The organism is Burkholderia lata (genome assembly GCF_000012945.1).
Lineage (GTDB): Bacteria > Pseudomonadota > Gammaproteobacteria > Burkholderiales > Burkholderiaceae > Burkholderia > Burkholderia lata.
In genome coordinates, this window is the sequence record NC_007510.1 from 1,662,813 (window position 1) to 1,675,650 (window position 12,838).

The 12,838-nt window shown below is 66.2% G+C and carries 12 protein-coding genes; 4 read left to right on the forward strand and 8 right to left on the reverse strand.

The window, feature by feature from the left end:
- Positions 1-59: 59 nt before the first annotated feature.
- Positions 60-638, reverse strand: a complete 579-nt coding sequence (gene hfq, locus BCEP18194_RS13460) for an RNA chaperone Hfq (RefSeq protein ID WP_011351828.1) — start codon at positions 636-638, stop codon at positions 60-62.
- 295 nt (positions 639-933) lie between these two features.
- Here hfq and BCEP18194_RS13465 point away from each other — a divergent pair, with 295 nt between their 5' ends.
- Positions 934-1,218, forward strand: a complete 285-nt coding sequence (locus tag BCEP18194_RS13465) for a PXPV repeat protein (protein WP_011351829.1) — start codon at positions 934-936, stop codon at positions 1,216-1,218.
- A 27-nt stretch (positions 1,219-1,245) separates the two neighbouring features.
- Here BCEP18194_RS13465 and BCEP18194_RS13470 read toward each other — a convergent pair whose 3' ends face one another.
- The 4 genes from BCEP18194_RS13470 to BCEP18194_RS13485 all read right to left on the reverse strand — a co-directional run bounded on the left by BCEP18194_RS13470 (position 1,246) and on the right by BCEP18194_RS13485 (position 6,361).
- Positions 1,246-2,163, reverse strand: a complete 918-nt coding sequence (locus BCEP18194_RS13470; RefSeq protein WP_011351830.1) for a DUF1571 domain-containing protein — start codon at positions 2,161-2,163, stop codon at positions 1,246-1,248.
- Positions 2,164-2,192: 29 nt separating this feature from the next.
- Positions 2,193-3,947: an AMP-binding protein gene (locus BCEP18194_RS13475; RefSeq protein WP_011351831.1), complete on the reverse strand. Its 1,755-nt coding sequence runs from the start codon at positions 3,945-3,947 to the stop codon at positions 2,193-2,195.
- 156 nt (positions 3,948-4,103) lie between these two features.
- On the reverse strand, positions 4,104-4,925 hold the full coding sequence (locus BCEP18194_RS13480) for a TetR/AcrR family transcriptional regulator (RefSeq protein ID WP_011351832.1): 822 nt from the start codon (positions 4,923-4,925) through the stop codon (positions 4,104-4,106).
- 215 nt (positions 4,926-5,140) lie between these two features.
- Entirely contained in the window at positions 5,141-6,361 is a 1,221-nt protein-coding gene (locus tag BCEP18194_RS13485) for an MFS transporter (RefSeq protein WP_041493058.1), read from the reverse strand.
- Between the two features lie 280 nt (positions 6,362-6,641).
- Here BCEP18194_RS13485 and BCEP18194_RS13490 point away from each other — a divergent pair, with 280 nt between their 5' ends.
- The 3 genes from BCEP18194_RS13490 to BCEP18194_RS13500 all read left to right on the forward strand — a co-directional run bounded on the left by BCEP18194_RS13490 (position 6,642) and on the right by BCEP18194_RS13500 (position 9,677).
- On the forward strand, positions 6,642-7,184 hold the full coding sequence (locus BCEP18194_RS13490; protein WP_011351834.1) for a GNAT family N-acetyltransferase: 543 nt from the start codon (positions 6,642-6,644) through the stop codon (positions 7,182-7,184).
- 128 nt (positions 7,185-7,312) lie between these two features.
- Positions 7,313-7,939 (forward strand): ParB-like protein, encoded by a 627-nt coding sequence (locus tag BCEP18194_RS13495; protein ID WP_011351835.1) that lies wholly within the window; start codon positions 7,313-7,315, stop codon positions 7,937-7,939.
- Positions 7,940-7,946: 7 nt separating this feature from the next.
- The gene (locus tag BCEP18194_RS13500) at positions 7,947-9,677 is read left to right on the forward strand and encodes a SulP family inorganic anion transporter (RefSeq protein WP_011351836.1); all 1,731 of its coding nucleotides are present in this window, start codon (positions 7,947-7,949) and stop codon (positions 9,675-9,677) included.
- A gap of 22 nt (positions 9,678-9,699) precedes the next feature.
- Here the strand turns inward: BCEP18194_RS13500 and BCEP18194_RS13505 are convergent, their stop codons facing one another.
- From BCEP18194_RS13505 to BCEP18194_RS13515, 3 genes are all read right to left on the reverse strand, one after another.
- A complete protein-coding gene (locus BCEP18194_RS13505; RefSeq protein WP_011351837.1) occupies positions 9,700-10,635 on the reverse strand; it encodes a carbohydrate kinase family protein in 936 nt (311 codons plus the stop codon).
- Positions 10,636-10,765: 130 nt separating this feature from the next.
- On the reverse strand, positions 10,766-11,710 hold the full coding sequence (locus tag BCEP18194_RS13510) for an ABC transporter substrate-binding protein (RefSeq protein WP_011351838.1): 945 nt from the start codon (positions 11,708-11,710) through the stop codon (positions 10,766-10,768).
- 82 nt (positions 11,711-11,792) lie between these two features.
- Positions 11,793-12,830, reverse strand: coding sequence for an ABC transporter permease subunit (locus tag BCEP18194_RS13515; protein ID WP_011351839.1), 1,038 nt, complete (start codon positions 12,828-12,830; stop codon positions 11,793-11,795).
- Positions 12,831-12,838: the final 8 nt, after the last annotated feature.

A 12,838-nucleotide genomic window follows, 5' to 3' on the forward strand; every position in this document is an offset into this window, starting at 1 on the left:
GACATGCCGCGCCGGCCGCACAAGTAAAAAGGGCAAGCCGGTTGGCTTGCCCTTTTGTTTTACTGGCCGTCCGGCACGATTCGCCGGCGGCGCGTCACGATGACCGGCCCGCTGCCGCCGCGGGAATCCGACGACGATGCGTTGCCGGATGCGTCGCCGGTGTCGCGCGGCGCGCCGTAGCTTTCGCGCGGTTCACGGGGTTCGCGCGGGGCACCGTAGCCTTCGCGCGGCTCACGCGAGCCGTAACTCTCGCGCGGTTCGCGCGAGCCATAGCCTTCACGCGGTTCGCGGGAGCCGTAGCCGCCGTCGCCGCGCGATTCGCGCGGGCCACCGTGCGAGCCGTACGGGCTGTGACCGCCGCCTTCACGGCCGCCGGGGCGCCCGCCGGTGCGCGGCCCGCGGGGGCCGCTGCCGCCCGGGCGCGAGCCGCCCGTGTCGAGCTGGATCGTGGAAATCGCGCGCTTGTAGATGCCTTGCAGACCCACGGGGGTGCGCAGCATCACCAGGTACTGGTCGAACGACTCGATACACCCCGTCAGACGAATGCCGTTGACGAGATAGATTTCAACGCGCTTACGTTCCTTGCGCGCCGAATTGATGAAGTCGTTTTGCGGATGGGATTCTGCGGGATTGGCCATTGAGGTGCGGCAGGAGCCTGCGTCAGAGAATATGTTGTGCGTGTGTGTGGCGTGTTCGTCCACAAGGTGTTTGGCGGGATTCTACCCTGTTCAATCGGGGAGCGCGCAGTCGTGATTGTGTCGAACCGTAACCCACTATAGACGTTCCAGCGCATTTTCGCGATTCGGCCAAACGGCTAATCCGATTTCGTTACGCCGCGTTACGACTCTCGCAGTGCCGTATCACCTTGGTTCGCGCGCGACGCATACATTGGCTGCGCGAGCCGGGCGGGCCGGTATATCAGGGATTCAGAACATGAACAAGAGGCGCTGGACAGGGTGGGTCGGGGGCGTAGCGTTGCTGGCTTCCGGCAGTGCGATGGCGGGGCATGTCGACCTGTCGGTCGGCATCGGCGTACCGGTCGCACCGGTCTATGTCGAGCCGGCTCCGGTCTATGTGGCACCGCAGCCGGCTGTGGTCGCCTATCCGGGCTATGGATACGGCTACTACGGCGATGACGACGACGATCGCTATCGCAAGTGGCGCAAGCACTACTACAAGCATTGGCACCGGCACCATGGCGACGACGATGACGATTGAACCAGAGGCCAGCCCTGACGGCACGCATCAGAACGCGTAGTCGGGGTTTTTCGGGTCGAAGGCGGTGTCGTCGAGCGTCGCCGGTGCGATTTTCTCGATGACGATCCGCTCGAAGATCTTGCCGTCGTTGTCATAGGACTCGACGGTCCGGAAATAGGGCGCGTGCAGGTCGAGCCCGAGGACTTCCTTCTTCGCGTAGAACTGCGGTCGCCCGGTCGGCGTTTCGTAGGTGAGCGTAACGACCCGCACACCGTTGATCGTCTTGGCTTCGACATCGGTCGGCCGTTGCACGCCGGCTTCCAGATATTTCTTCCCTTCGGTCAGGTACAGGTTCGTGATGAACTCGGTGCCGAGATCCTTCACTTGGTGATTCGACTGGGCGCGCGCCAGTGCGCCGTCGATTGCCGTCCACAGCGGAATCTTGCCGAGCAGGCCGCCGAGGTGGCCGTACATCTCGTCCTTGCGCTGCGTCGTGTCGTAGATGGTCTCCTGTCCGGCATGCGCGCCGCCCGGCAACCATTTCGCATAGACGCGCAGCGGCTCGCGGGTAGTCTTCACGAGCATGCGGTCGGGTGTATCGGACCATTTTCCGCTGATGCGCTCCTGGCGCACCATCGTGAACTGGTAGGACGGATAGCCGTTCGGACCGTTCCGGATATAGAGCGGCACGGCGAGCGGGTCGAGTGCCTTGAAGAGCGCCGTGAGCGTCGCGTCATCGAGTTGCGCGAGCGTGCCGCGCTGCGCGGCCGTGCGCAGCCAGCGCGCCTGCTGCGCGACCGGCTCGCGTACGACTTTCGCGAGATCCGCCGGCAGTGCGACCTCCGGCGTCGCGCTCACGGCGCTGGCCGTTTCCTGCGCATGCAGGCCAGTCTGGGCGAGCGACAGCATGCACGCGACTGCCAACGCGGCGGCATGCCGCGCGTGGCGCTTCTTTCCTTCGTTCATCGACGGCGTCTCCCGGGGCGATGGATCGTTCAGCCTTGCTTCGCGGCCTTGATTTTGGCGAGCTCCTCGTCGCGCAGCGCGCGGCGCAGGATCTTGCCGACGTTCGTCTGCGGCAGCGCGTCGCGGAACTCGACGAATTTCGGCATCTTGTAGCCGGTCAGGTTCTTGCGGCAGTGCGCGAGGACGTCGTCGACCGTCAGCGACGGGTCGCGGCGCACGACGAACACCTTGATCCGTTCGCCCTGTACCTCGTCAGGAATGCCGATCGCCGCGGCTTCGCTGATGCCCGGATGCATCACCAGCACTTCCTCGATTTCGTTCGGATACACGTTGAAGCCCGACACGAGGATCATGTCCTTCTTGCGGTCGATCAGGCGGATGAAGCCGCGTTCGTCCATCACGCCGATGTCGCCGGTGCCGAGCCAGCCGTCGGCGTCGATCACCTTGGTCGTCTCGTCGGGGCGCTGCCAGTAGCCGCGCATCACCTGCGGACCATGCACGCACAGCTCGCCCGGTTCGCCGATGGGCGCCCAGGTGCCGTCCTCGCGGCGAAAGCGCACGACGGTGGACGGCGCGGGCAGGCCGATCGAACCGCTGAATGCGGCCATGTCGTTCAGGTCCACGGGATTCATCGTGACGATCGGCGAGCATTCGGTCAGGCCGTAGCCTTCGACGACCGGCCGGCCTGTCACCTGCTGGAAGCGCTCCGCGACCGCGCGCTGCATCGCCATCCCGCCGGCCATCGCGAGCTTGAGCTTCGAGAAATCGCGCTTGCGGAATTCCTCGTTGTCGAGGAACGCGTTGTACAGCGTGTTGATGCCGGTGATCCCGGTGAACGTCTCGTTGCGGATGATCTTCATCACCATCGTCATGTCGCGCGGGTTCGCGATCAGGATGTTGCGCCCGCCGAGCCCCATGAAGATGAACGCGTTCACCGTCAGCGAATAGATGTGATACAGCGGCAGCGGCGTGAGCACGGTTTCGACATCGCCCGAGACCTGGTCGGCGATCCACGCCTTCGCCTGCAGCAGGTTCGCGATCAGGTTGCCGTGCGTGAGCATCGCGCCTTTCGCGACGCCGGTCGTGCCGCCCGTGTATTGCAGGAACGCGAGGTCGTCGCGCGTGATCTGCACGGGCTGCGGCTTGCCGCGCGCACCGAGCGCAAGGGCGGAGCGCAACCGGATGGCCTGCGGCAGATGGTAGGCCGGCACGAGCTTCTTCACGTGCTTCAGCACGAAATTGATCAGGCGTCCTTTCGCATTGAAGCCGTCGGCGAGCAGGTCGCCGAGCGCGGTGACGACGATGTTCTTCACCTGCGTTTCCGGCAGCGCGTCCTGCAGCGTGCGCGCGAAGTTCTCGAACACGACGATCGTCTGCGCGCCGCTGTCCTTCAGCTGGTGCGCGAGTTCGCGCACGGTGTAGAGCGGATTGACGTTGACGACGATCGCGCCGGCCTTCAGCGTGCCGAACAGCGCGACCGGGTACTGGAACGTGTTCGGCAGCATGATCGCGACGCGGTCGCCGGGCTTGATGCCGATGCTTTGCAGGTACGACGCGAACGCGTCGACTTTCTGCGCGAGCGTGCGATAGGTCATCGATGCGCCTGCGCTCACGTAGGCGACGCGTTCGGCGAAGCGGCTCGTGCATTCGTCGAAGAACTGCACGAGCGATGCGTATTGCGTGACGTCGATCTCGTGCGGGACGCCGGGCGGGTATGACGCGTACCAGATGCCGTCGGTGTTCGGCGGAACCTGGGCCGCTGCGGTTGCTGCGGAAGATGACATGACGAGTCTCCGGTCTGTGCTCTCGGCGAGGGCGGGCGCTTCTGCGCCGGCCCGTGCCCCGTGCCGCACGGTCGATCGACGGGGCGCCTCGACGCCCCGCACGACCGCGCGTTTCAATCAAATCGTGAACAGGAAGCCGCGCGTGGCCTCGCGCGCTCAGTTCGTGGAATGCAGCGTCGCCGTATCGATGGCGGTCGCAGCCGACTGCGGCAGCCCGAACGCTTCGCTGGCCCCCGCGTCGTCGAGCACGGCCGCGAAGATCGACAGTTGCGCACTGTCGGGCATCGGCGCTTTCAGCGCGGCGACGATCAGCGACGACAGTCGCGCGATCATCTGCACGTCGTTCATCGTGCGGCCTTGCGAGAACTCGTCGATCAGGCTTTCCGTTTCGGCGCCCGCGAGCGCGCCGGACAGCGCGCCGATCGCGAAGTGCAGCCGCCAGCCGAGCTCCGTGCGCGGCAGGTGCGGCAAGGCACGCTGGAACGCGTCGAAGAAGCGGCCCGCGACGCTTGCGTAGTGTGCGGTCAGGAAGTTGCGCACGAACGGTGACGGATCGGTGTACGCACGGCCGATCAGCCGCAGGAATCCGGGCCCGCCGCGTTCGGGGTTGCGCGATGCCTTCAGTGCGGGGATGAACATCGCGCCGAGCACGTGCTCGCAGGTGATGTGCGTGCCGAGCTGCGCATCGAAGCGGTCGAGGATGCCGAGGCGTTCCTGGTTGAGCTGGTCGAGCCGGCGCGACAGCATCGCGTGGATCAGCGCTTCCTTGCTGCCGAAGTGGTAGTTGACCGCGGCGAGGTTGACCGCCGCGCGCGAGGTGATCTGGCGCATCGACATCGCCTCGAAGCCATGCTCGATGAACAGATCCTCGGCTGCATCGAGGATGCGCGCCTTCGTCCCGCCGGTCTGCCGCGTGCCGGATGACCGTGCCCCGGACGGCCGTCCCGCGGATGGCCGCCCCTCCTGACTTACTGCCATGTCCCGCCTCCCATGCCGGTCGCCCGGCCGCGAACTGGTGATTTGTTTGTCTGATTCAAACAGTCGTTTTTATTAAGATAAAAAATCGCGGACGGAGCGGGCAAGCAGGGAATCTGGACAAATTCCTCTAGTTCGATGTGCGAATGCGGAAAGTATCGCGCGTGCCCTCGGCGGGACGGGGCACACGCGATGATGCGGTGCGGCAACGCGCGGGTTCAGGTGACCGTGCTACGCGTATTGACCGATTGCGTCATGTCGATGCCGCGCCGCTCGCGGCTGAACAGGATCAGCACGGCGATCACGACGGCGACGATGCCGGCCACGAGCGCGAGCGCGAAGCTGTAATTGTTGTTGTTCGAAACGGCGAGCGAGGCCTGCATCGTCGCGTTGCCCGACGCGAGCAGGTTGCCGAGCTGGTAGACGACGCCCGGGAAGGTCGCGCGGAGCTCGTCGGGCGAGATCTCGTTCAGGTGAACCGGGATCACGCCCCACGCACCCTGCACCGAGATCTGCATCAGGAACGCGCCCGCGGCGAGGGCGACCGGGCCGCTCGAGAACGCCCACAGCGGCAGCACGGGCAGGGCGATCAACGCCGCGATGAAGATGGCACGACGCCGGCCGATCCGTTCCGAGATCGCGCCGAACGACAGGCCGCCGACGATGGCGCCGATGTTCAGCACGATCGTGATCCACGACACGGTATGCGGATCGAAGTGATGCTGTTCGCGCAGGAACGTCGGGTAGAGATCCTGCGTGCCGTGCGAGAAGAAGTTGAACGCGGTCATCAGGACGATCGCGTAGATCGTGAGCTTCCAGTTCTGCTTCAGCGTGGTGCCCAGGCTCGGGCGCGGGCGCTTCTCCATCTGCTTCCACGCCGGCGATTCGGGCACGTGAGCGCGCACGTACAGCACGAGCAGCGCGGGCAGCACGCCGACCATGAACATCCCGCGCCAGCCGATGTACTGGTAGAACAGGCCGAACACGACGGACGCAAGCAGGTAGCCGCTCGGATAGCCGGCCTGCAGCAGCCCCGATACAAAGCCGCGCGCATGGGTCGGCACGGTTTCCATCGTCAGTGCCGAGCCGACGCCCCATTCGCCGCCCATCGCGACGCCGAACAACGCGCGCAACACGAGCAGTGCGGTCAGGCTCGGCGCGAAACCCGATGCGAGTTCGAGCAGCGAGTAGCACGCGATGTTGACCATCAGCGTCGGACGGCGGCCGAAGCGATCGGCGAGCCGGCCGAAGATCAGTGCGCCGAGCGGGCGCATCGCGAGCGTCAGTGTGAGCGCGAACGCGACGGCGGGAATCGTCGACCCGAATTCGGCGGCGATGTCCTTCAGCACGAAGACCATCAGGAAGAAGTCGAACGCATCGAGTGTCCAGCCCAGGTAGGCGGCGATCGTGACGTTGCGTTGTTCGCGGGTCCAGCTCATGTCCGAGGTCTCCTCGTTGGCTTGCGCGCTCGCGATGTGCATGCGGATGCCGGCCGGCTTGCGCGCGGTGCGGGGGCATTGATCGAGTGTAGGCCGCGACGCCGGACGATGTGGGGCGCGATAACGTCGAATCGGGAATAATCCCTAGGAAATGAACTGTTGCGGAATGGGAAACGCCGCCGCATGAAACAGGCGACAGGCATCTGTATCATTCCGGAAGGCTGTTTGTATCTGTTTTGTAATGTCCCCGATGCGCATCGTCACCGAATCAGGAGTCCCGATGACCGAACGTTCCGCCGCCACGCTGCCCGTGCTCGAAACTGCCCGGCTGTGGTTGCGTCCGCGTGTGATGGCCGACCTCGATGCGTGCCTTGCGATGGATTGCGATCCCGAGGTCACGCGGCACATCGCCGGGCCGTGGCACGATCCCGTCGAGCATCGGCGCTTCGTCACGCACCGGATCACGTGCGACTATCCGCCGGGTCTCGGCTACTGGTCGATCTTCGAGAAGGCCGTGCCCGATGCGTTCATCGGCTGGATCCTGCTGATTCCCGACTATGTGGACGGTGCGCACGACGTCGAGATCGGCTGGCGGCTGGTGCGTGCGACATGGGGGCGTGGCATCGCGAGCGAGGCCGCGGCAGCGGTCGTGCGCCACGCCTTCGACACCGTGCGCCTGCCGCGCGTGATCGCCGATATCGCGGAGGCCAACAGCGGCTCGCTGAATGTCGCACGCAAGCTCGGGATGCGTCGCGTGAGCGTCGTGCACGATGGCATTCCTTACATTCGACATCGTCTCGAACGCAACGATCTGCGCGCGTAGCGCGGCGCCGTGCGCGCTCAGGAGGGTGTCAGAGATGGTCAATCGGATGCGTATCGAGGTCATGACGTATTAACGGCTCGCGCGATCAGGAGTATCGTTGCCGGAATTTCGCAACATGGGGTACGACCATGGCTCTCGGCAACGATGTTCATCTGATTCCCGTCAAGCTGGAAGAACTGCGTCCCACGCAGATGACGGTCGGCTATCGCGAAGTCAAGGCGAAGCGCAAGCACTGGAAGGCGCTCAGCAAGCGCGCGCGCAAGGCCGCGATCGAATCGCACTGGTTCCCGGCGGTGCTCGGCCCGGACGGGCTGCACTACATCACCGATCACCACCACCTCGGCCTCGCGCTGATCGAGGAAGGCGAGGCGCGCGTGAACGCGATGCTGCTGAAGGATCTGTCGTGGCTCGACGAAACGATCTTCTGGCGGATGATGGAACACAACCAGTGGGTGCATCCGTTCGGCGCGGACGGCACGCGCCGCGACTACGGGAATCTGCCGAAGGCGCTGACGGGGCTCGTGGACGATCCGTACCGCAGCCTCGCCGGCGAGCTGCGCACGGCGGGCGGCTATGCGAAGGATGCGACGCCGTTCAGCGAATTCCTGTGGGCCGATTACCTGCGTCAGCACGTGTCGCTCGACCAGATCCGCAAGAACTTCGCGAAGGCGCTCGATATCGCATTGCATCGTGCGCATGAGCAGGATGCACGCTATCTGCCCGGCTGGTCGGGCGTCATCGCCGTCAAGCCCTGACCCCCTCATGACGACCGCCCCGATCCGCCCCGATGCCGGCCCGCAGCATGCCGACCATTTCGCCGCGCTCGACGCGGCCTCGCCGCCGCCCACGCGACGTATCGGCCTCGATGCGCTGGCCGGCTTGTCGATCGCGGGCCTGCTGATCCCCGAGGCGGTCGCGTATGCGGGGCTGGCGAACCTGCCGCCGCAGGCCGGTCTCATCGCGTTGCTGTCGGGGCTCGTCGTCTATGCGCTCACCGGCAGCAGCCGCTTCGCGATCGTGTCGTCGACGTCGTCGTCGGCCGCCGTGCTCGCGGCGACCGTGCTCGCGGAATCGGGGATGGCGCTTGCCGCACAGCTCGCGCTCGCCGCCGCGCTCGTCGCAATGACGGGCGTGCTGTTCATCCTGGCGGGTGCCGCGCGGCTCGGCGGCATGTCGGATTTCGTCGCGCGGCCGGTGCTGCGCGGCTTCACGTTCGGCCTCGCGCTGACGATCGTCATCAAGCAGTTGCCGAAGATTCTCGCGATCTCCGTGCAGCACAGCGATGCGCCGCATGTCGCGCTCGACCTGATCACCGGCGCACCGCATGCGAATCTCGCGAGCGTCGTGCTCGGCGCGATCGCACTGGCGTTGCTGTTCGCGCTCGGGCGGAGCTCGCGCGTGCCCGCGACGCTCGTCGTGATCGTGCTGTCGATCGCGGCCGGCTATGCGATCGACTGGCAGCGATACGGGATCGCGATCGTCGGCCATATCGATTTCAAGCATATCGAGTTCGGCCTGCCGACCCTCGACCGCAACGCGTGGATGCAGACCATCGAGCTTGCATTCGCGCTGATGCTGATCCTGTACGCGGAATCGTACGGATCGATCCGCAACTTCGCGTTGAAGCACGGCGACAGCGTGTCGCCGAACCGCGACCTCGTCGCGCTCGGCTGTGCGAATCTCGTATCGGGCCTGCTGCACGGGATGCCGGTCGGCGCCGGGTATTCGGCGACCTCGGCGAACGAAGCGGCCGGTGCGCAGTCGCGCTTTGCCGGCCTGTGGGCGGCGGGTGTGGTCGCGCTGATCGTCTGGCTGCTGCTGCCGCAGCTCGCGCGCACGCCGGAGCCCGTGCTCGCGGCGATCGTGATCTTCGCGGTCAGCCACTCGCTGCATCCGTCGGTATTCCGGCCGTACTGGGCCTGGCATCGCGACCGGCTCGTCGTGATCGCCGCGCTGCTCGCGGTGCTCGTGCTCGGGGTGCTGCACGGGCTGCTCGCGGCCATCGGCGTGAGCCTGCTGCTGACGCTGCGCAAGCTGTCCGAACCGAACGTCAGCGTGCTCGGCAGGCTGCGCGACAGTCACGATTTCGTCGACGTGGCGAGCCATGCCGATGCGAAGCCGGTGCCGGGCGTGCTGATCGTACGGCCCGAGGCGCAACTGTTCTTCGCGAATGCGGACCGGATGCTGAACCGCGTGCGTGCGCTGATGAAGGCCGCGCCTGACGCGCATACCGTGATGCTGAGCCTCGAGGAAACGCCGGATGTCGACAGCACGACGATCGAATCGTTGCGCACGTTCGCAGCCGAATGCACGGCGCGCGGGTTGCGGCTCGCCATCGTGCGGCTCAAGGTGCACGCACTGCATGCGTTGCGCCGGGCGGCCGACGATACGCTGCACGACAATGCAATGTCCGAACTGAGCGTCGACGAGAGCCTGCAACTGCTGCAGGCCGGGATGCCGCCGGACGGCAGCGACGGCACGACCGCCGCGTGACGAGGCGGCGCGCCGGCCCGTGCTATTGCGAAACTGCGGCGTCGGCGGAGCGATCGATCATGTCGGTCACTTCGGCCGCTGTCGGCGCATAGGCGCCTGCATGCGCACAGGCAACCGCCGCACACGCGGCTGCGTAGCGCAGGTGCTCGGCGTCTGACGCATCGGGACGCGCGAGCTGGCTCGCGAGCCAGCCGCCGATGCTCGCATCGCCGCAGCCGACGGTGTCGGCCACTGCGGTCGGGAACGCGGGCTGGAACAGCACGGTGTCGCGATGCAGGAGCTGCATCCCGGATGCGCCGCGCGTGACGAGCATCGTCGCGTCGGGCGCCCACGTGCGCAGTTGCGCGAGCGCAGCGGCTTCATCGAGTTCGGGAAACAGTCCGCGCAGATCCTCGTCGGATACCTTGATCCAGTCGGCGAGCCCGGCCAGCTTGCGCAGCGTGTCGCGATACGACGGTGCCGCCATCGGCGCGCGGAAGTTCGGGTCGAACGAGATCCGTTTGCCGGCCGCCCGCGCAGCGTGCGCCACTTCGATCAGGCGCGACGCGAGCGGCTCGCGCACGACGCCGAGCGAACCGACATGCACGATCTCGGCCGCGTCGAGTGCGCCGGCGGGCAGGTCCGCCGGATCGAACGCGAGATCGGCGCTGTTCTCGCCGATGAAGAAGTAGTGGGGCGGCTGCTTCGATACGACCATCGCGAGCAGCGGCGCGCGATCGACCTGCCGGATGAAGCGCAGGTCGAGCCCCGCGTCGGCGCTCTTGCGCATCAGCTCGTCGCCAAAGGTGTCGCGGCTGACCGTGCCGGCGAAGGCCGTCGGCACGCCGAGTCGCGCACCGACGCGCGCGACGTTCCAGCATGAGCCGCCGGCGACGCTGTGCCAGTGCTGCGCGTCGTCACGGATGAAATCGGTCAATGCTTCGCCGAATACGATCAGGCGGGGAAACGTCTTCGTCATGTCGAACCTTGTGCCACGGCGTGGTGCGCGGCCATGCAGCGATTGATCTGAAATGACGGGCAGTGCAGGCCGTCGCAGGTTGCGATGCGGTCCGGCACTGCCCGGTTGCGTGGGCGGACGGGCGGCGCGATCAGCGCGGGGTGCTCCAGCCCTTGTAGCTCTTCACGTTGTCGCGCGTGATGAGCGTCGGTTCGATCAGGATCATCGGGTTGGCCGGCTTCTGGCCGTTCATGATGCCGTAGCCGACGTTGACCGCCTGCTGTGCCATCGCCCACGGATCCTGGCTCGACGACGCCTGCACGAGCGTATTCGACTTGAGCGCGACCTCGATATCCGGTGCACCGTCGACCGACGTGATCACGATGCCCGGGCGGTTCAGCTGCTTCGCGGCGAGATCGCTGCCGATCGCCTGCGGGTCGTTGATCGTGAACACCGCATCGAGCTTCGGAAAGCGCGTCAGGTAGCCCTGCATCGCGTTCATCCCGCCTTCGCGCGAGCCTTTGCCGTCCTGGTCGCTCGACAGCACCTTGATGCCGGCGCTCTTCGCGAGCACGGTCTTGCAACCGTTGACGCGATCGATCACGGCCGACACCTGCGGGCCGTTCTCGATGATCACGTTGCCCTTGCCGTTGAGCTTCTTCGCGATGTAGTCGCATGCCAGCTCGCCGGCCTTCACGTTGTTGGTCTGCACGGTCGCGTTCGCGCCAGCCGCCGCGACGTCGACCGCGACGACCGTGATGCCGGCCGCCTGCGCCTTCTTCACCGCCGGCTCGATCGCCTTCGGATCGGTTGCGTTGAGCAGGATCATGTCGACGTGCGCGGAGATGAAATTGTCGATCTGCGTGAACTGCTTGTTCAGGTCGTAGTCGGCCGACACGGCCGTGACTTTCGCGTTCGGGTTGATCTGCCTGGCGCGCGCCTCGGCGCCCTTGACGATCGTGACGAAGTACGGGTTGCCGAGCGACCCGACCGTGACGCCGATCGATTTGAGCGGCTTGTCGGTCGCGTGCGCGGCGGAAGCGCCGAAGGCGAGTGCGCAGGCGACGGCGGTCAGGGCGGCTTTGTGCTTGAACATGTCGTTGTGTCTCCGTGAAGTTGCTTGGCGAGCTGGCGCGGGGATCGGCCCGCGCCGCAAGGTTGGATGGACGGGCAGGCGCTCAGGTACGTGCCGAATCGCGCTGGCGGTAGCGGTCGAGCGCGACCGCGCCGATGATCACGAGCCCCTTGATGATGTATTGCCAGATGTCGGATACGCCGAGCAGTACGAGGCCGTTCGTCAGCACCGCGATGATCAGCGCACCGATCAGCGTGCCGACGATCGAACCGACGCCGCCGACGAAGCTCGTGCCGCCGAGGATCACCGCGGCGATCGCGTCGAGTTCGTACGACTGGCCGAGCTGCAGGCCGTTGGCCGCATAGAGCCGCGCGGCCGACATCACCGCGCCGAGGCCGGCGAGCAGCCCCGACGCCGCGTACACGAACATCTGGATCGCCCGCACGTTGATGCCCGACAGGCGGGCGGCTTCCGGATTGCCGCCAACCGAATAGATGCGCATCCCGAGCACCGTGCGGCGCAGGATGAACCACGAAATCGCGATCACCGCGCACGCGATCACGACGAGCCAAGGCACGCCGAGGATCGTGCCGTTGCCGATGAACGCGAACGGCAATTGCGGATTGAACACGGTCGTGTCGTTGCCGATCAGGCGCGCGACGCCGCGTACGGCCGTCATCGCGCCGAGCGTGACGATGAACGGCGGCAGGCGCAGGAACGAGATCAGGCCGCCGTTGATCGCGCCGAACACGAGGCCGACGATGAGCGCGAACGGCACGCCGAGCCAGCCCCAGCCCGGGATGGTCGACGCGAGCAGCGCCGCGACGGCGGCGGCGGCGAGCACCGAGCCGACCGACAGGTCGATGCCGCCCGTCAGGATCACGAAGGTCATGCCGGCGGCGAGCACGATGTTGATCGACGCCTGCTGCGTGACGATCGACAGGTTCTGCAGCGTGAAGAAACCGTCGGTCAGGAAACCGAAGCCGATGCACAGAACCAGCAGCACCGGCAGCATGCCGGCGGTGCGGATCAGCGATTGCATGCGGGCGCGGTGATCGGCGCCGCGCAATAGCGGCGTACGGGTGGCCACCGGCTGGGCCGTCGCGGAAGCGAGGTTCCGCTGCTTGGTCGGGTTGATCATTTCGTTAA